The 18,431-nt window shown below is 40.8% G+C and carries 15 protein-coding genes; 9 read left to right on the plus strand and 6 right to left on the minus strand.

Translation table 11 applies throughout. The features are described from left to right. Positions 1 to 34: 34 nt before the first annotated feature. The 7 genes from BW961_RS15970 to BW961_RS16000 all read left to right on the plus strand — a co-directional run bounded on the left by BW961_RS15970 (position 35) and on the right by BW961_RS16000 (position 8,230). A complete protein-coding gene (locus tag BW961_RS15970) occupies positions 35 to 970 on the plus strand; it encodes a DUF4261 domain-containing protein (protein WP_068579538.1) in 936 nt (311 codons plus the stop codon). Between the two features lie 132 nt (positions 971 to 1,102). Beyond that, on the plus strand, positions 1,103 to 1,732 hold the full coding sequence (locus BW961_RS15975) for a spore coat protein (protein WP_068579541.1): 630 nt from the start codon (positions 1,103 to 1,105) through the stop codon (positions 1,730 to 1,732). Between the two features lie 357 nt (positions 1,733 to 2,089). Beyond that, positions 2,090 to 5,638, plus strand: coding sequence for an Ig-like domain-containing protein (locus BW961_RS15980; protein WP_068579544.1), 3,549 nt, complete (start codon positions 2,090 to 2,092; stop codon positions 5,636 to 5,638). A 225-nt stretch (positions 5,639 to 5,863) separates the two neighbouring features. Next, positions 5,864 to 6,067, plus strand: coding sequence for a hypothetical protein (locus BW961_RS15985; RefSeq protein ID WP_068579546.1), 204 nt, complete (start codon positions 5,864 to 5,866; stop codon positions 6,065 to 6,067). A 79-nt stretch (positions 6,068 to 6,146) separates the two neighbouring features. Next, positions 6,147 to 6,647 carry a hypothetical protein gene (locus BW961_RS15990; RefSeq protein WP_068579549.1) on the plus strand — a complete coding sequence of 167 codons (501 nt, stop codon included), beginning with the start codon at positions 6,147 to 6,149 and terminating at the stop codon, positions 6,645 to 6,647. 223 nt (positions 6,648 to 6,870) lie between these two features. After that, the gene (locus tag BW961_RS15995) at positions 6,871 to 7,467 is read left to right on the plus strand and encodes a TetR/AcrR family transcriptional regulator (RefSeq protein WP_068579552.1); all 597 of its coding nucleotides are present in this window, start codon (positions 6,871 to 6,873) and stop codon (positions 7,465 to 7,467) included. Between the two features lie 19 nt (positions 7,468 to 7,486). Continuing rightward, positions 7,487 to 8,230, plus strand: a complete 744-nt coding sequence (locus BW961_RS16000) for an SDR family oxidoreductase (RefSeq protein WP_068579554.1) — start codon at positions 7,487 to 7,489, stop codon at positions 8,228 to 8,230. Between the two features lie 82 nt (positions 8,231 to 8,312). Here BW961_RS16000 and BW961_RS16005 read toward each other — a convergent pair whose 3' ends face one another. The 3 genes from BW961_RS16005 to BW961_RS16015 all read right to left on the minus strand — a co-directional run bounded on the left by BW961_RS16005 (position 8,313) and on the right by BW961_RS16015 (position 12,233). Next, the gene (locus BW961_RS16005) at positions 8,313 to 9,569 is read right to left on the minus strand and encodes an MFS transporter (RefSeq protein WP_139331664.1); all 1,257 of its coding nucleotides are present in this window, start codon (positions 9,567 to 9,569) and stop codon (positions 8,313 to 8,315) included. 122 nt (positions 9,570 to 9,691) lie between these two features. Then, positions 9,692 to 11,152 carry a PAS domain-containing sensor histidine kinase gene (locus tag BW961_RS16010; protein ID WP_068579557.1) on the minus strand — a complete coding sequence of 487 codons (1,461 nt, stop codon included), beginning with the start codon at positions 11,150 to 11,152 and terminating at the stop codon, positions 9,692 to 9,694. 106 nt (positions 11,153 to 11,258) lie between these two features. Continuing rightward, entirely contained in the window at positions 11,259 to 12,233 is a 975-nt protein-coding gene (locus BW961_RS16015) for an arsenic resistance protein (RefSeq protein WP_068579559.1), read from the minus strand. Positions 12,234 to 12,557: 324 nt separating this feature from the next. Here BW961_RS16015 and thrC point away from each other — a divergent pair, with 324 nt between their 5' ends. Beyond that, the gene (thrC, locus tag BW961_RS16020) at positions 12,558 to 13,952 is read left to right on the plus strand and encodes a threonine synthase (protein ID WP_068579563.1); all 1,395 of its coding nucleotides are present in this window, start codon (positions 12,558 to 12,560) and stop codon (positions 13,950 to 13,952) included. A gap of 138 nt (positions 13,953 to 14,090) precedes the next feature. Here thrC and BW961_RS16025 read toward each other — a convergent pair whose 3' ends face one another. The 3 genes from BW961_RS16025 to nrdD all read right to left on the minus strand — a co-directional run bounded on the left by BW961_RS16025 (position 14,091) and on the right by nrdD (position 17,313). Next, complete coding sequence (locus BW961_RS16025) at positions 14,091 to 14,441, minus strand: hypothetical protein (protein ID WP_068579566.1); 351 nt, start codon at positions 14,439 to 14,441, stop codon at positions 14,091 to 14,093. A gap of 171 nt (positions 14,442 to 14,612) precedes the next feature. After that, a complete protein-coding gene (nrdG, locus tag BW961_RS16030; RefSeq protein ID WP_068579576.1) occupies positions 14,613 to 15,119 on the minus strand; it encodes an anaerobic ribonucleoside-triphosphate reductase activating protein in 507 nt (168 codons plus the stop codon). A 4-nt stretch (positions 15,120 to 15,123) separates the two neighbouring features. Beyond that, entirely contained in the window at positions 15,124 to 17,313 is a 2,190-nt protein-coding gene (nrdD, locus tag BW961_RS16035) for an anaerobic ribonucleoside-triphosphate reductase (protein WP_244555978.1), read from the minus strand. Between the two features lie 260 nt (positions 17,314 to 17,573). Between nrdD and BW961_RS16040 the strand changes: the two genes are divergently transcribed. Then, positions 17,574 to 18,413, plus strand: a complete 840-nt coding sequence (locus tag BW961_RS16040) for an AraC family transcriptional regulator (RefSeq protein WP_082867287.1) — start codon at positions 17,574 to 17,576, stop codon at positions 18,411 to 18,413. The last annotated feature ends 18 nt before the right edge of the window (positions 18,414 to 18,431 follow it).

Below are 18,431 nucleotides of genomic sequence, written 5' to 3' on the forward strand. Positions count from 1 at the left end.
ACACAGTATATAGCGACTAAATGGAGGGTTTAACATGGCAAAAGGTTTATTTACTCAAGGTGTTACCGTATTGTTGTCAGAAACAGTGTCTATTCATCAAATTAAGGATGTTCTGCAACAGAAATACGATGTGATGAATGTTAATGAGTCATCCGATAAATGGGAGTTCAGTGGGCCGAGTTGTATGATTGCATATCGTCCAGAAGTACATGGCATCATAAACATTGATATTATAGATCGGCCGTGGCCTGATCACATGGGTGATCCCAAAGAAGAATCCATGTTGTTCGGTGCTTGGTCAATGGGGCATTTCGGTCCTCATACGCATCAGGGGAATCTAGAACGGGCATCTCTACAAGCTTGGGAATTTCCAGATGCAAAATCAGCTACCGATGCGCATGTCGCTTGTATTCGTATTCGTGTAACCTATGCGGCGGGGCGTGTAAACGAGGAAGCACCTATATTACCTGAGGACTATGAGGCTTTCCCAGAGTTACTTCAGATAACGGCAATCGCAAGGGATTTGCTTCGTCTGCCGGAGGCAATTTGCTACTTTAATCCAGCCGGTGAAAGTTTGGCTTCTGACGCATTAATTGATGAGTTATTTGAGAGATATGAGGAGACGAATCTTGCGCCAATGGAACTATGGTCGAATATTCGTATGTTTAATTTACCGCAAGAGGATTGGTTGTTAATGGATACCGTTGGAATGGAGCAATTAGATGTGCAGGATCAAGAAATCGTATTTGACCGTAATGTATATGATCCTAACGAAGCAGCAGACTTTCTACGAAATATTGCGAACTATTTGATGCAGAATGGTCCAGTAATCCAAGATGGAGATACGATTGATGGCATTGGTGGCGTGAACTGGCAGGTGTCAATTTCTCCGGAGGGCCTTTCCCAGCCAGTAAGAGAAGTCCTTCATTGGTCTGCACTTGATGGTAAGGAGAGACCGGAATTGCTATAACAGGAATGTAAATAGAGTGTGTTCTACTGCTGACTATAGGCTGTTTTCCAATATTTATATGTATGATTCTGCACGAAATGACTCATCATAAGTCGGTTGGTAGCAATCGATATATAATAGAGGAGGCATTTTATGCAGAATCCAAGTCAGCACGATCAATTGAATAATAATCATTCTTCAGGCATACAGAATATCCATCGTGGGGGACATGAGCTGTTAGATATGCATGAAGCATTATCTAGTATCATTGGTCTTTTAGATCAATTTGTGATCTACAGATCATTGGCTAAGGATAACGAGCTGTTGACTATTCTGAACCGCCAATACAATTTCATTCTGGCACATTACAATCTGACCGTGGAATGTTTCATATCGGGAGAGAAGCCAAGTCATGATACTACGATGTATGCGATGCCCGAAACAGGAATTCAAATTACCTACGGACTTACGCCAAGTCAGCCGAAAAAGCCAGTTCAATCTGTAACTGAAATTAAAGATGAACAGATTAGTGGATTTATGCTGGGAGCACTTAAAACGAATGCATCACTCCTGACGATGATAACGGCTGAAGTGAATAATCCCGTAGTTCGTCGTGTGGTAGCTGCTCAAGTAGAGAACTATACTGAGATGGCTTATGAAGTGTTCCTCTACCAGAATAAACATAAATACTATCAAGTAGCCATGTTAGACAATTCGGATGGTCAGCAAATGTTACATTCTTATGCGCAAGGCACAGCTCAGCCGCAAATCCCTATTCAATAAACACAAAAATTAAGAAATGCTTGTTCATAATAGAATAATTTTGAGAAAAAATACCATTGGTTCCTATGCAGTGGTATTTTTTTTGTATAAGCGGATCGCTAAATAAAACTATATTAAATTTCTATATTTTGGTAATATTAGGATAAGGACATATGAGTTATGTTCTTAATAATTAAGAAACCCAATATAGTTTAAAGTGTATAACAGTAGCTTATCATGTTTATTACGTTTTAATCACTAAAAGTTAAAGCGTTTTAACTTTGTGAGTTACGGTCAGGGTTTCTTTTATTAGGAGGGGAGGTTTATAAGGAAGATAGGTAAAGAAAAGCCCATTATGAAAAAGCGAAGGAGATGCAAATGAATATACTTTCGGGTAAGAAATCGAAGCCAATGTTCTCATTGTTTATGGCAGTTATCGTGTTCATTACATTACAGTTTAACGGATTTACATTTGCTGAGGGTGTCGTGGCTCCGAATGCTCCGACAACGCTTGCTGAATGGAAATACGCGTCTAACCCAACGGATCTCGGTATATTTCCCGCTAGTGATGGCATTTATAAAGGAAATTCAACGCTTAAAGCTATCCCATCTGGAACGAATTATGACTGGAATGATGATAATAAAGCGATAAGATATCAAGGCTGGCAAGAAGAAGTAGGGCAGGATAAATATTGGCTCACGGTAGTTCCAACCAAGAATTATAGCAAAATCACGGTATCCTCAACGCAGCAAGGTAAGGGTACTACGGGCCCACGTGATTTCAGGGTTCAGTTCAGCACAGATCAGCAAAACTGGTCTAACATAACAGGAGAGGGCACAGACTTGACGGATCTTGTATTAAGTTCGGGTTCAGAGACTAAGCTGATTAACGCTCCTCTTCCAGAGACGGCTAATAATCAAGAACTATTATATATTCGTTGGCTTGTCAATTCGAATGTGAGTACTTCGGGTTCTACGATCGGAGATCATGGTTCAAGCCAGTTGATCGGTATTAACGTTCAAGGTCAACTGGAAGAAACGTTACCTCCTTCTGAAGTAATAGCTCCGAGTCCACCAACGAATAATGGAGCGGCTGAGGCGGCAGTGGTAAAGACGAAACTGGCAGAATGGATTTTTGCAAATGCGGGAACGAATGGGGCATTCCCGGCAACAGATGGGACGTTCAAAACCTCATCTACGTTTAAGAACATCGGTGGATATTATGAGGATTATGATAGTAGTCAGAAAGCGGTAAGTTATCAAGGTTGGAATAGTGGCAATGGTACAAAGTACTGGCAAGCGACTGTGTCAACTAAAGGGTATGACAATATCACGTTATCTTCGCAGCAGAACTCTTCAGGTACGGGCCCACGTGATTTCAAAGTGCAAATCAGCACGAACAATACCACATGGACGGATGTACCGAACACGACTTTGAAAATGGTAGTCTCCAGTTTCAGTTGTGCGAGTAATACGTGCAAATTGGTAGAAGTACCTCTTCCAACGAATGCAGATAATCAGGATGTACTGTATATCAGATGGATTATGAATTCAAATACCAACACCAACGGATCGAGTGGTATTGGTAGCACTGGTTCCAGTAGAATCAAAGAGGTGAGCGTTTCTGGAAACGCTATCACAGGTGGTCCTGTAACTACACCAACCGAAGTGTTATCAAAGTCTCCAACAGCAGGTGCAACGAATGTGGCAGTGGCAGCCCCAGTAACCGTGACCTTCAATAAACCTGTTGCGATTAGTATTGGTGCGAGTGTCACGATTGTGGACAATAGCAATGTTCCGTTAGCTTCGGTTACTTCTGAAATTATTAATAATGATACATTGAACATTCTACATCCTGCATTTGTGAGCGGGAAAACATACACCGTCAAAGTTCCTAAGGAACTGATTAAAGGAAGAGATGATCAGGTTGTCCTTACGACTGATATATCATGGAGCTTTACTATAACCGGTGGTGGACCTGTAGTCACGCCAACAGAAGCGTTATCGAAGACGCCAACAGCAGGTGCAACGAATGTGGCAGTGGCAGCTCCGGTAAGCGTGACCTTTAATAAACCGGTCACAATCAATTCAGGAGCGAGCGTCACGATTGTGGATAGTAGCAATGTAGGCTTAAGTTCCGTTACTACAGAAATTATTAATAACACGACATTGAACATCAAGCATGCTGCATTTGTGAGCGGGAAAACGTACACCGTCAAAGTTCCTAAGGAACTGATTAAGGGAAGAGATGACCAGGTTGTACTGACAAATGATATATCATGGAGCTTTACAATACAGGGCGCTCAGACGACGCCAATTATACCTAAACTTATTAACATGACATTTAACGGGGATGCTAAGACAACTCGTGCCTTCACATGGTACACAGATATTATGGCCAATTCGGTCGTACAGGTCGTAGAAGCTAGCAAAGTTCAAGGAAGTAATTTCCCAGAGAATGAAGCCTTGGTATTTACAGGCAGTGCTGAGGAAATACAGACCTATGTAACTAAGGCGGATCGGACGGGGAACAAGAAGAAGAAATTTATCACGCATAAAGCCATTGCTAATAATCTGACACCTGGAACGTTGTACAAATTCCGTGTCGGTAGTGGAGCTTCCGATAGTTGGAGTTCAATTGGATCATTCCAGACGGATGCGCTTGGCAATCAGCCATTTCGTTTTATCGTTGGATCTGATTCACAGGCTTCAAGCCAATCATCCTTTGAGCCATGGGCAGATACATTCCGAAAAGCCATTGCAACGATTGGTGAACCTAAATTTCTAATCAATGCAGGGGACCTTGTAGATAATGGTGATTTGGAAGAGCAGTGGCAGTGGATGCTAGGACTTCCACAGAATCAACTCCTAAATGTACCTATTGTTCCGGTGCTGGGCGGTCATGAAGTACATGATTATGATGGAGATGAAACAACAGCCAACTCTAACTTTTACAATCATTTCAATGTGCCGAAAAAAGTTATAGCCAATACGGATGATGGATCTGTCTATTCCTTCGAATATGGAGATACGCTCATTCTCGTGTTTAACTCACAATATGCTGGGAAATTATCGAGCAATGGTAGTGTACAATCCGTAGACCCACAATATACGGCTCAGGTTGAATGGATGAAGAATGCTGTAGCTAAGAGTAGCGCTAAGTGGAAATTTGTTACCTTCCACAAAGGACCTTATTCAGCTGGTGACAACGCAGGAGAGTATGAGGATGACCGGGTTCAGTTTTACAAAAAAAATCTTATTCCTGCATTTGATGAAATGGGGATTGATATGGTATTTGAAGCCCATGATCATATGTATATGAGATCATTCCAAATGCTTAATGATAAGACGATTCCTGTTAATCAATTAACATTTGATGCTCAAGGAAACGCCATAAATCCTAAGGGTACGATTTATCTGATGTCCAATGCATTTGGTGATAAATTCTATACAAAGTATCCAGGATATAATGACTATTTTGCAGCAATTGATACTCAGCCAAACAAAAAAATGTTTACAGATGTATCGGTATCAAGTGATGTACTTCAATTTACGGCTTATACCGCAGCTAAAAGTGACGAGAAGAATGGAGATAATGGCGTAAAAGCTTACGATCATTACGGTATCAAGAGAACGGATACTAAACCTGCGACAGTACAGGCTGCGAATGTTGTGGTCAGTAGTAATAAGGCCGTCATCTCATGGAAGGCGCCTGCTGCTGGAGGAGAACCTGTAAGAGGTTTTAGAATTTACGAGAAGAATGACAAGGTGAAAACATACTGGAGTGTTTATGTGCCTGTAGAAGCCGGTAAAACGGATTACACCTATACGGTCAACAGTATTAATGCTGCTACGAAGTATGATTTTGTGGTGAAAGCCGTCGGTACTCGAATCAACTCAGATCCAGTTGAGGTTAGCACACCTTAAGCTACTCCCACCTATCAGTGACATGAGTTATAACCTAAAAAGCAGCCCGTAAGGGCTGCTTTTGCCTGTGATTAGAGGTTATAGTGTGATTCAACGAAAAGTGGCTGTTCTTAGGAAAAAAGAATTAAAGCCATTGTTTACCTTACTTTGAAGTAGTAATAGGGATATATTGGAATAGTGGTGAAGGCGTTGTGGCTTCAAATTTAGAAATGGGGTATTAAAAAATTGTTAAATCATCAAAATAATGATGAGTTTGCTAAAATGCATCTCCTCTTATTGCAGCAAGAGGCTGAGCGCTGCAGAATCGCAAACCAACTTCGTGCTAGAAAAAAAGAGTTAGCACAATTAAATCGTAAAGCTAAGAGTTCGAACAAAGATAGACAATCTATGTTTGCAAGATTATTCAATATGGGAAACAGATTGTTCTAATTTAGCAGGGATCTTTATTCAAATGGCCTGAGGATATGATATAATCAGATACACTATATAAAAGCACGCCGGAGGTCATATGTTATCCTTTGAACAAAAACTTGAGATTCTAGAATCTTACCCTGAATTACAACGAAAAAACGTCTCTCTCGGACGAGTGAATTTCCACTATGAAGAGAGTCAGTCTGATAAAAAAACGGTGGCCCTTCACCTTCATCCAAATGGTAATGGCTTTATCTATGCGGGTCTCCTTCAAGGATATGTCCTTGATGATAAGGGATTTGCGAATATCCGTGAATTCACCGAAGAACAATTAAAGACACTTATCGATGCTTCCATTCGTTCACTCTCTTCGCATGAAGAGGAGAACGAATCTGAAAGTGACGGCGTTACGACTCAGGAAAGTATTTTTTATGACACAGAAGTGTGGACGAATAAGGATGGGGAATCGCTCACGCTTACACGTGATGATGATCTATGGTATATCTACACAGGGCCAAACATTGAAATGGTGCTTGGAACACCCAAAGAAGCAAGGGAATATCTGATGGACGAGGGATTTAGGCCTTCTAGGGATTAAAATATAACGATTGTTTAATAGATAGTAAAACAGGCAGCGGACGCATGAGTCCGCTGTCTGTTTTGATGCTTTATTGACTCAGTGAGCGAACGCTTGCCTGAGCTTAATCAGATGGAAGTGGAATGAAGAAGTTATTATTACGTCGTAACAAATGACAGATAATAAAATTTGTCATTTGTTACGACGCGTGATATTATACGGTAATAGAGGAGGCAAATATCCTATGACGAAGAGCCAAACGATATTAACCAAAACACAAATACTCGATGCTGCGGAGGAAACATTACGCAGATTTGGTCCTGATAAGGCCTCTGTCACGGATGTTGCGAAGCTGTTACACGTAAGTCATGGAACGATCTATCGACATTATGAGAATAAGGCTGCACTAAAAGAGGCAGTCACCGAGAGGTGGTTGGAAGAGAAGATCATTACACCGTTAACTGAAGTACTTAATAGAACTTCGCCTAACAAATGTGATCATCTGAAGATCTATATCGGCCATCTTATAGAACTTAAACAACGATATGCTCGAACAGATAAAGAGATGTTTAAGATGTATGCGGAAGTAACAGAACAATCTGCAAATCTTATTAAGCATCATGTCAGGATAATCATTGAGCAATTAAGTACGCTCATTGCTTCAGGTAGACTGAATGGTGAGATCGCTGTAACTGATGTTAGTACATTAGCAGAGACCATATTTATGGCAACTTCTAGATTTCATCATCCTGCTCACGCCTATGAATGGGAGAATGAAGATTGTGAGACGAACTTCACCAATGTATGGGATTTGATCCTACGAGCTATTGCAATCAAATAGATGAGAGAAGGTTAACGAAATGGAAAAGATATTGGATGGTAAAGTAGCCTTGGTCACTGGATCGTCAAGAGGAATCGGTCGAGTGGTAGCGGAACAATTGTCTGATCTGGGAGCCAAAGTAGTGATCAACTATTCGAGTAGTCCGGAAAGAGCGAACGAGGTTGTTGATGGATTAAAAGCTAAAGGTAGGGAAGCCATTGCGATTCATGCAGATATAAGCAAAGTTTCGGATATCACACATCTTTTTGATGAAGTAATGAAGCATTTTGGCAGAATAGATATTCTAATAAACAATGCTGGAATCATGATTAATAAACTCCTCGCGGAAGCAACGGAAGATGATTTCGATAAGCAATTTGCAGTTAACGTAAAAGGAACGTATTTCGCGTGTCAGCAAGCGTTGAAGCATATGGAACCACAAGGTCGTATCATTAATTTCTCTACCTCAGTGACAGGTCAGATGTTTCCTTCTTACAGTATGTATGCGGGGACAAAGGGAGCAGTTGAACAGTTCACAAGACAACTTGCAAAAGAGTTCGGTATGAAACAAATTACGATCAATGCCATTGCACCAGGTCCTGTGAATACAGAGTTGTTCAGTGTTGGGAAATCGGAGCAACAAATTGAAGCAATGAAGACAATGAATACATTCGGACGGTTAGGTGAACCTGAGGATATTGCTAATGTAATCGAGTTATTAGTAAGTGAACAGGCAGAGTGGATTACAGGGCAGACGATCAGAGTGAATGGTGGATTTATATAAGGACGGAATAACAATAGTCTTCAAAAGCAAAAAAAAGTCTTTCCCAATGGTGTGGAAAGACTTTTTCTTGCTTATTCTAAATCTAGCTAGCTTCCGTTGACACCGTAGCAAAGGATGGGTCAGCTTTATGTTTGAAAAGTGGAATGAGGATCACTGCTCCCAGTAACATGACAATTCCGGATGCACAATAAATTTCGACGAGTGAGAAGTGTTTCATCATGAACCCTGAGAAGGACATCATAATGACCATCATCCCCATAAACATCGGACTAAGCACACCGTTTACACGTCCTACGAAGGATTGCTCAGTCCATTGTAGGATTAATGTGTTAATGCCAATTTGAATAGCTGGCATCGTAAGGCCATTTATAAATTGCAACGTTAACGTTAGAGGAATGCTAGTGGATAATCCCATACCAGCGATACATAGGGCGCTGACGCTCATACCAAATGCCAGTAGGACTTGTGGAGACACTTTTTTGGCAAGGGTCATGATGGCAGCTCCACCTGCGAGCATAGCAACCCCATTAACCATCATGAGATACTGTAGGAACTCTTTTGGCTGACCAAGTCGATCTGTGACAACGAATAGACCCAGAGTCTGGATAATCCCAACGGAAAACCCTGCAATGGCAAATGCGCCTGCGAGTACTTTTAACACGGGACTTCTCCAGACATAACGAAAACCGTCAGCCAATTCTTTACGTAAATTCAAGGTCTTCTCGCTAGTACTTGCCTGTACTTCATCGGGAGGAAGACGGAAGAGTACGACAGCGGACAATAAGAAGGCAACGCCCATCACGGCGATGGAGATATGAATGCCGAATTGATGATATGAGAATATACCAAGCGCAGGTCCCATGATCATAAAGATAGCAACAAGTGATTGAAACAATGCCATACCTTGTTGTAGTTGGTCCGGATGAACATGTTGCTTGAATAGCTTCATAACAGATGGTTGAGAGAACTGCGATAAAATAGCGGAGACGAAAGTAGCAAAGTAGATCATCTCCCAAGAACCATACAATAATGTGACGAGGACGATCAGCACTGAAATGGAGGAAAGGAAGTCACACCAGATCATCGTTCGTTTCGGTCTCCAACGATCTGCGAATGCACCTCCGATGAAGGAGAAGACAAAGATCGGTGCGAATTCAACTACCGATATGAGAGAGATAGCGATGGGATCGTTATTCGTCTGATCGGTGACAAACATAAGAATCGCAAAGTTTCTGACCCATATTCCAATTTGTAAGAATAAATTAGAGATGAGTATGGTTTGATAGAACCGGTTCCTGAATAAATTACCGGTCATGGGTGACGCATGTGCAATTGACATTATATACACTCCTAAATATTTTTTTGTTTTATTTACCTATATAACCATAAGATATTATGGACTGTTTGGAAAGGGGGAATGAGTAATTTCCTAATAGGAGTCCATCGTCGTTCAGCAGGGGCTTACATGTACTCTTCGGTTTCAGAAATAGTAGGCAACTTCACAGTGAACGTCGTTCCTTGTTTTAGTACACTTTCCACCGTAATAGCCCCACCATGATTGTGAATAATATTCTGGGTAATCATGAACCCTAGACCAGTACCCTTATCCTTTGTTGAATAAAATGGCCGGCCAAGTGAGTTGATCTGCTCTGGAGACATTCCTATGCCTTCATCTTGGACGGCGATTTGAACTTCATACGCGTTATAATAGACGGTTACGCGGATCGTTCCTCCGTAATTCATCGCTTCCATCGCATTTTTTAGTAAATTAATAAATACTTGTTTTAATTGATTGATATCACCATCAATCCAAATGGATGTCATAGTAAAGAGCGGGATGATCTCGATATTATTCAGGGCCGCTTGTACATTCATTAGTGTAATCACATGTTCTAATATAGGTAGGATATTAAGGGGATTACTTGTGTGCGATGCTTGAGGTTTCGATAATATGAGTAGTTCATTGACGATAAATTCGATGCGTTTAAGCTCGGATTCAATAATTTCGAAATATAGTTCCTTTTTGTGATCTGACGTGCGTAAAAGTTTCATGAAACCATTGATCGCGGTCAATGGATTTCGAATTTCATGAGCAATTCCTGCTGCTAATTGCCCTGCAGTGGATAATTTTTCAGATCGCATAATTTGTTCTTCATGTTGTTTCTGCTCGGTGATGTCTTTGAATATTCCAGCTACCGCACGCTTTCCCTCATAGGTAATCGTAAGTGAAAATCCCTCTACTAATTTTTGCTGACCATTTAAACAATTGATTAAGTAGCAGATTGGGGCAAGCGGGTAATCTTTATCATGATTTCTTTCTCGTTCGTAGAGGGCTGCATGATTAGACTCATCCACAACTGCTCTCGTGGATATCCCTATAAGCTCTTCTATATTTGTCGCATACACCAAACGTAACGCCGCCGGATTCACATACAGGAAAACTCCATTTTGTGTAATGAATACGGATTGTGGGATTTTATCTAATAATTGCCGAAAAGAATCTTCATTCTCGTTCAGATTTCTTTCCGTAGACTGAAGCATACTCCCCATTTGCCTTAGTAATGTCTTGTCTTCAAATTGTGTGAAATAAAATTGAGGAATCCCGGTGATATCCCGGACGATAGAAACATTCATAGTTATGTATAATCGATTTCCAGATCTTTGAGAATAACATTGTTCAAATTGATGTTGATCGATGTTCATGGATTCCATGGTTTGTCCATACTTAACGAGTTCATCTATTTGGGCTTGGTATATGTTTACTTGTGAGGTTAAGGAAATTAATTCATGCTGCTCGTAACCTAACAGTTCACATAAGGTTGAATTAACCTTCATAAATGTTCCTGTGGGAGAAATAAGGGCCATGCCAATCTTGGCATGTTTAAAAACTAAGTCATAGTTAAGGGAATCGTTGGGTAGCATTGTAACTCTCCTTAAAATTATTCTTATTAATCGATGTATTGTGTCTATATTGCAATGGACTGATGGTTGGTGAAGTGTCAAAAAAACACTTGAAACGATTGGAATCTTATTGCTTATGACGATTTCTTAGAACAAACCCTGGTATGATTCTTATATAGATTAACTCTCCAACCAATTCCACGATGGTCTGGGTAACAATAACCGCTGCCGCGATCGTGGCCCATTCCTCTGGCAAGGCCAATGCTAAGGGAAGTACAACCAGTGAGTTCCGTGTTCCAGAACTAAAAATAAGTGCTCGACCGTCCCTAATATCTAAGTGAAATATGATAACGATTAATCTAGAGAGTGCTGGCATGATGACAAGAAACAGGACGTAGATCGGAATGACGTGAACGATGATACTGAAATCGGTATGTACCTTCTCAATCTGGGATGCTACGACAACGATAAGCGTAAGGGCCATGAATGGGATGGGTAACCAAGCAGTTACATTGAGTGCAGACTGCCCTTTTGGTCTTCGCTTAGCCCAGATTTGCGTAAATATAGCTAGCAATAGCGGCAGAACAATTAAGCTTAAGAAAGCTTCTACAAACGGACCTATTTTCATGATGTTAGCCGCTTCTTCGCCTATAAACAGCCATAGATAGAACGGAAGTAATATCATTTGAATGACGAATAGAATAGGTGTCGCGGCTAACATTAACTTTTCATTACCACGTCCTAATTGTGTGAATACGATGACATAATCGATACATGGCGTTAGTAACACTAGATAGACTCCGACGAGAACTGGGGGAGACTGTGGGAATAATTGTGTTAGCAACCACACGACAATAGGTACAATTATAAAATTGGTAACCAGCAATGCACCGATAAATCTTCCATTTGAAAGTGACTCCCGTAGATGAAGAAAAGGTATCTGTGCGAACATACTATATAGAAGGATCGCAAGCACGGGAGAAATGGTAAAGAACAGAAACGAACTTAGGGTAGGACTCATCAATCCTACAATAGCTCCAATAACTAAAGACACGACATATACCCAAATTTGCTTATTCTCGAGTTGCTCTCTTGTGATCAATTAAAGATAACCTCCTAATCTTGAACTTGAATGACAATTTTACCACGTACTTTGGACGTCTCATAAAGCGCATGCGCTTGGTCGCTTTCCATATCTGTGAATTACGGAGGCCTTTATCATGGACTAGGCTCCTTTTATAGAATTTAGTGATTATGAGTAGACCTATGTCTTGTTATCATACATGAATGACAACAAGAGAAAGTAACAAATTGACCCAGAATAGCCCTCCTACATTGGACTTCAGAAAAATAAGGGATTGGCTATATTTGCAACTGAAGGTATTATAGGTATAACTATTCTAAATGATATCAATGGAGGATTCGTATGAAATATATTAGCACAAGAGGCCACGTAGCGCCTCAAGGGTTCATCGATACAGTACTCATGGGATTAGCAGATGATGGGGGATTAATGATTCCAGAGAAGATTCCACATGTTTCAGCAGCGACACTGAAGGAATGGAGCACATTAAGTTACAAGGAGTTATTTCTTCAAATTTTCTCTCTCTACACGAATGAAGAGATTCCAAATGAAGATCTGAAGGAAATGGTGGACAAGAGCTACGCTAGTTTCCGTTCGCCTGAAGTAACACCAGTTAAGCAACTTAATGATTCTCTTTATATTCTTGAGTTATTTCATGGACCAACGTTTGCATTTAAGGACGTAGCATTGCAATTCATGGGTGAATTCTATTCTTATGTATCTAAGAAGCAGAATAAAATCATTCATATTCTTGGAGCAACCTCGGGAGATACAGGGGCAGCAGCCATTCAAGGGGTTCGTGGCAAAGAAGGGATTAAGATCTGTATTCTTCATCCTCATGAGAAAGTAAGTAAGGTACAAGAACTGCAAATGACAACGGTTGATGATAAGAACGTATTGAACCTTTCAGTTAAAGGGAATTTCGATGATTGCCAGAAACTCATCAAAGAACAATTTGCAGACTTAGATTTCAAAAGCAAGCATAACCTACGTGCGATTAACTCCATCAATTTCGTTCGCATCTTGGCACAGAGCGTCTATTATTTCTACGCATATTTCCAAATCGAACAAGGAGATCAACCGAAGAAGGTTAATGTTAGTGTCCCTTCAGGAAACTTCGGGAATATCTTCTCAGGCTTCCTAGCGAAGATGATGGGATTACCAATCCATAAGTTGATTATTGCAACGAATGAGAACAATATTCTTGAGCGATTCGTGAAGAGTGGCGAATACAAACCTGGCGAATTCAAGTCTACGCACAGTCCATCAATGGATATTCAAGTGGCTAGTAATTTTGAGAGATATCTCTATTACTTCTTGGGGCAAGATGCGCAGAAAGTGTCAGCTTACATGAAGAATCTTCAGAATGATGGAGAGATTGTTATTAGCGCAGAGGATTTAGTGAGAGTTCAAAATGATTTCGAAGCACATGGAGCTAGCAATGAGGAAGGTCTTCAATTGATCAGCACCTATAAAGCCGAGTATGATTATTTATTAGATCCGCACACGGCCTGTGGCGTTGCTGCATATGAAGCTTGTAATGGTGAAGATGAGATTTGTATCTCGTTCGCTACCGCTCATCCTGCTAAATTCAATGAAGCGATCGAACAATGTGACATCGAGCAAGCCTTCCCAACAGAGATTGAGCAGTTGTTCGCGAAACCGCAACATCAGTTGGTTATTGATCATAATAAAGAAGAGATTGTTAAAGAACTTGTAGCGTTCTATGAGAGATAGATTCGAATCACGACAGTGATATCGATGATTCAACGAAATAACCCACTGACATCATCACTTGTCAGTGGGTTATTGTTGCTATTTCTGTTGGCAGATTCTAGCGTATAGGGCGTATTGAATAGACGACATTATGATTAGTTATCGAATACCGAGCCGCATCCGATAACTGAATAGAATGTTGTGGGATTCTCCGCCAAATGCTTTCGATACAAGTTCGCGGAAGTTCGATACTTCGGGATGGAGTTCTTCGGCGCCTAATTTAATGGCCGTTTGAAGCCCACCTTGACTGAGAGCAATGTTCGCGTATCTATGCGCATCGCACAGTTCCCAGCTGTGGAAGACGATTTCCCTTGCGAAGCGGAACAATCCTGATTCTTGAATATGATGTAAATGCTCATCCTTGTTCCATTTATGTGCATGTTGCTGATCATACAAATCACCAAAACCAGCAAAGCGTTCTACATTGTTATTACGTACATGTTCAATCACTTAGCACCACGCTCCTTAATGAATATACTACGGTGTCTTTTTGACTTCGACAATCATGTGTTCGGGAATAACCAGTAATACGATGTTGGTACTATAAGCATACAATCGTATTTAGAATAAAAAAAGGGATTTTGAGGTTAAACTCAAAATCCCTTTTTACATTGAAATCCTTTAAAACATCCCCAACCCAATAGCCTGTCCTTGACTCAAACTTTGCTGTACATCAAGTACACGTTGATTCTCAGAACCTCGCCAGGTTAGCTTCAGATTCCTCTGTTCTAATTTGAACTTCCCATCGATGAGAACGTCGCAATATGATAGTAACGCTAATCGAGAATCATCCGTTATAAGTTCCTCGTATGTATATCCTGACCAGATCCATATGTCTTTGCCAACACATTCGTTCTTTATTCTCTTCACGAGTCCCAATAATCCATCAACATTCTGGAAGGGCTCGCCTCCAAGTATCGAAAGACCAGATATCCTGACATATTCGATATTCAAATCACGGATGACCTGATCCTCGAAAGACTGCGTATATGGTGTGCCATAGTTGAAATTCCATGTGAGTGGATTGAAGCAGCCTTTACAATGATGCTGGCATCCTGATGTGAAGATGGAATGGCGCAGTCCTGTGCCATTAATGACATCGAATTTCTTATAATCCGCTATATTCATGGAGTCACATATGCTTTACGCGAGAGAGGACTTCTTTTTGTTTACCCGCATTAAATGGTCTTTGACTTGGTTCGGATAAATACCCGCAGCAGCGTCTAATCACAGATGAGGTCTTTGGATTGCGGTTACCACAATTGGGACACTCGAATCCTGTGTTCGAAGCTTCAAACTCCCCTTCAAAGCCACATTCTAGACATTTGTCCGTTGGGGTATTCGTTCCGAAGTAAGGGATATTCTCATAAGCGAAATCCCATACAGCTTCTAATGCTTCTGGATTCTTCACAAGGGAATCGAATTCACAATAAGTGATAAATCCACCATTTGCGTGCTGAGGGTACTCTTTCTCGAAAGATATTTTTTCGAAAGGAGTCACTTTCTTGTTAACATCCAAGTGGAAAGAATTCGTGTAATATCCTTTGTCTGTGATGCCATCGATCACGCCGAACTGCTCTTCATCGAGCTTGCAGAAGCGGTAGCATAATGATTCCGCTGGCGTGGAATATAGACTGAATCCGTATCCTGTTTCAATCTTCCATTGTTCTGTTCTGGCACTCATATACTTCACAATGTCTAAACCTTTTTGGCGAAGCATTGCATCATCGAACATATGTTGACCATATAAGGCCAGTATGGTTTCGTGAATGCCTATATATCCAAGGGAAATACTAGCTCTACCATTCTCTAATAAATGATCAATCGTATCCTCCGGTTGAAGTCGACTACCTGCGGCTCCCTCCATATAAAGAATAGGGGCAACTTTGGCTTTGACGCCTTTCAATCGTTGTACGCGATACATAAGACCTTCTTTGCAAGTATCGAGTAAATCGTCGAGTAATGAATAGAATGCTTCTTCAGACCCGTTAGCTCGAATGGCAATTCGAGGGAGATTGGCTGTTACGACACCCATATTGAATCTACCATCATGAATGGCTTCTCCATTCTCCTCGTATACACCTAGGAAGGACCTGCATCCCATAGGGAACTTGAAGGAGCCTGTAATCTCTTTCACTTTGGGTACGGAGATAATGTCTGGGTACATGCGCAGTGTGCTACATTTTAAAGCCAATTGTTTAATATCATAATTAGGATCTTGAGGTTTCAGGTTTACGCCTTCTTCGATGCCAAAGATTAGTTTAGGGAATACCGGTGTCTTTCCGTCTTTGCCAAGACCTCTAATTCTATTCTTCAGGATGGCGATTTGAATCTGTCGCTCTGCCCAAGACGTTCCTCTACCGAATCCGAAAGTACTGAATGGGGTCTGACCGTTCGCACTTACTAGGGTATTGATCTCATACTCAAGGGATTGAAAGGCGTCGAAGGTTTCCTTCTCTGTCAGTTTCTCGGCATAATCGAAACATCGTGGATACTGTGCATGTAGTTCTTGATTGTCATAAGAAATGTCCAAAATATCGATTGTACTGGAATCTAGCATGTACAACCAATGAAGTCCGTTTCTGTAATGTTTCTTGTAAGAACGTTCGACGTAAGGGGCTAAAATGACATCAATCTCATTTATCGTATTTCCACCATAGATATGGCTAGCAACTTGGGCAATAATCTGTGCTGTAATCGCGGTAGCGGTTGTAATGGATTTAGGTGTTTCGATCTGAGCATTACCGAGCTTGAATCCATTCTCTAACATGCCCTTCAGATCAATCAACATGCAATTATAGATAGGGAAATACGGGCTATAATCTTGATCGTGAAAATGTAGATGCCCCTGATTATGCGCCTCTACGACTTTTTTAGGAATCATATAGGTCTGAGCGAAGTCTTTCGCCATGATTCCTGCGAGCAAGTCTCTTTGCGTTGGAATCGTGGCGCCGTCTTTATTCGAGTTCTCTTTCAATATTTCTTCATTCGTCAGGTCGAGTAGACCTTGTACTTTCTTGTCCAGACTGCCTCGTTCACGCCTCTTCAGCGTCCGAATCTCACGATATCCTATGTACTCTTCAGCGGCGTCTTTTCTCTTACTATTCATGAGTGCAGATTGCACTTCATCTTGAATATGTTCAATATCAATCTTTTCGAATTTAGATATTTTGTGAGTTACTTTATCAGCGATTCGCTGAGCGATATCCATATCTATTTTCTTCTCAGTTCTATCCATGGCTTTACATATAGCATCAATAATTTTCTGTTGGTTAAAGGAAACTTCAGATCCATCTCGTTTGATAACTAACGTAACAATCACCCCTTATCCCGTTCTTGTCCCGTGAGTATATCATTTCAAATTGAGTTGATTTTGTTACATTTGTCACATTGTTTTCATTCATTTTAAGAAATTAAAATTCGAAAAGATGTCGCTTGACACGTTCACTTGGGATCCGTGGGAATTCGTACAATATATATCAATTGAAGGAGGATCTTGAACATGGTAGACTTCATCAAATAGAAGGTTTTATTACATATTTAGATATATTCAACATACTGTCTATTGCAGGAGGAGCACAGATGATGGCCATATTTCAATATAATCCATTTCGACCTTACAAATCGCCTTCACACCTTCATCTTCTGTTCTGGGGGAAAGAAGATTGCGTGCCGGGGCATACCGTTGGGCCGTGCGTCAGGGATGTATACAAGATTCATTTCATACATAAAGGCAAAGGAATTGTTCGTGTAGGTACAGAAACAAAGACGCTTGTGGCAGGACAAGGATTCCTGATCATTCCTAACGTTGTCTATTATTATGAAGCAGACCATGATGAACCATGGACGTATTCGTGGATCGGATTTGAAGGGACGGATGTGCCAGAGATTGTGAGTCGGACCTTATTGTCTCCAGTGCAACCTGTTTTTCCGATGGATAATAGAATGATGCCTACGTTATATGATCAATTATCAAGCGTTGATCTGACGAGTGGAGCCGTTGATTTGAGATTGCAAGCTATTCTGTACGAATTCATGGCATCATGGGTAGAAGTAACTTCTGATTCTTCCTCACCTGTATTGATATCGGGTAGACAAGAAGCTTATGTGCATCAGATGCTTGAATTCTTACATACGCACTATAGCGAAGACATTTCATTGGAGAGTCATGCAGATGGTCTGGGACTTGACCGTAAGCATTTAAGTGTGATTTTCAAAAAAGCACTCGACGTTCCACCTCGTCAATACTTACTACATTACCGTATGGATAAGGCTTGTGAATTACTTAGATTGAGAGAATTCACTGTTGGTGAGGTAGCAAGATCCGTTGGATATCAGGACCCGTTGTTATTCTCGCGGATGTTCAAGAAGGTAAAAGGAGTTTCTCCGAAGAAGTATCACAATAGTATTCATAAATCATAAATCAGACATTAATCCATA

Origin of the sequence: Paenibacillus macquariensis (assembly GCF_900156375.1) — a bacterium.
Lineage (GTDB): Bacteria > Bacillota > Bacilli > Paenibacillales > Paenibacillaceae > Paenibacillus_AQ > Paenibacillus_AQ macquariensis.

Bases quoted from the DNA above. Each gene is read 5' to 3' on its own strand.
- BW961_RS15970 (WP_068579538.1), top strand. From the start codon at position 35: ATGGCAAAAGGTTTATTTACTCAAGGTGTTACCGTATTGTTGTCAGAA.
- BW961_RS15975 (WP_068579541.1), top strand. From the start codon at position 1,103: ATGCAGAATCCAAGTCAGCACGATCAATTGAATAATAATCATTCTTCA.
- BW961_RS16000 (WP_068579554.1), top strand. From the start codon at position 7,487: ATGGAAAAGATATTGGATGGTAAAGTAGCCTTGGTCACTGGATCGTCA.
- thrC (WP_068579563.1), top strand. From the start codon at position 12,558: ATGAAATATATTAGCACAAGAGGCCACGTAGCGCCTCAAGGGTTCATC.
- BW961_RS16040 (WP_082867287.1), top strand. From the start codon at position 17,574: ATGATGGCCATATTTCAATATAATCCATTTCGACCTTACAAATCGCCT.
- BW961_RS16010 (WP_068579557.1), bottom strand. From the start codon at position 11,152: ATGCTACCCAACGATTCCCTTAACTATGACTTAGTTTTTAAACATGCC.
- BW961_RS15990 (WP_068579549.1), top strand. From the start codon at position 6,147: ATGTTATCCTTTGAACAAAAACTTGAGATTCTAGAATCTTACCCTGAA.
- BW961_RS16005 (WP_139331664.1), bottom strand. From the start codon at position 9,569: ATGTCAATTGCACATGCGTCACCCATGACCGGTAATTTATTCAGGAAC.
- BW961_RS15995 (WP_068579552.1), top strand. From the start codon at position 6,871: ATGACGAAGAGCCAAACGATATTAACCAAAACACAAATACTCGATGCT.
- nrdG (WP_068579576.1), bottom strand. From the start codon at position 15,119: ATGAATATAGCGGATTATAAGAAATTCGATGTCATTAATGGCACAGGA.
- BW961_RS15980 (WP_068579544.1), top strand. From the start codon at position 2,090: ATGAATATACTTTCGGGTAAGAAATCGAAGCCAATGTTCTCATTGTTT.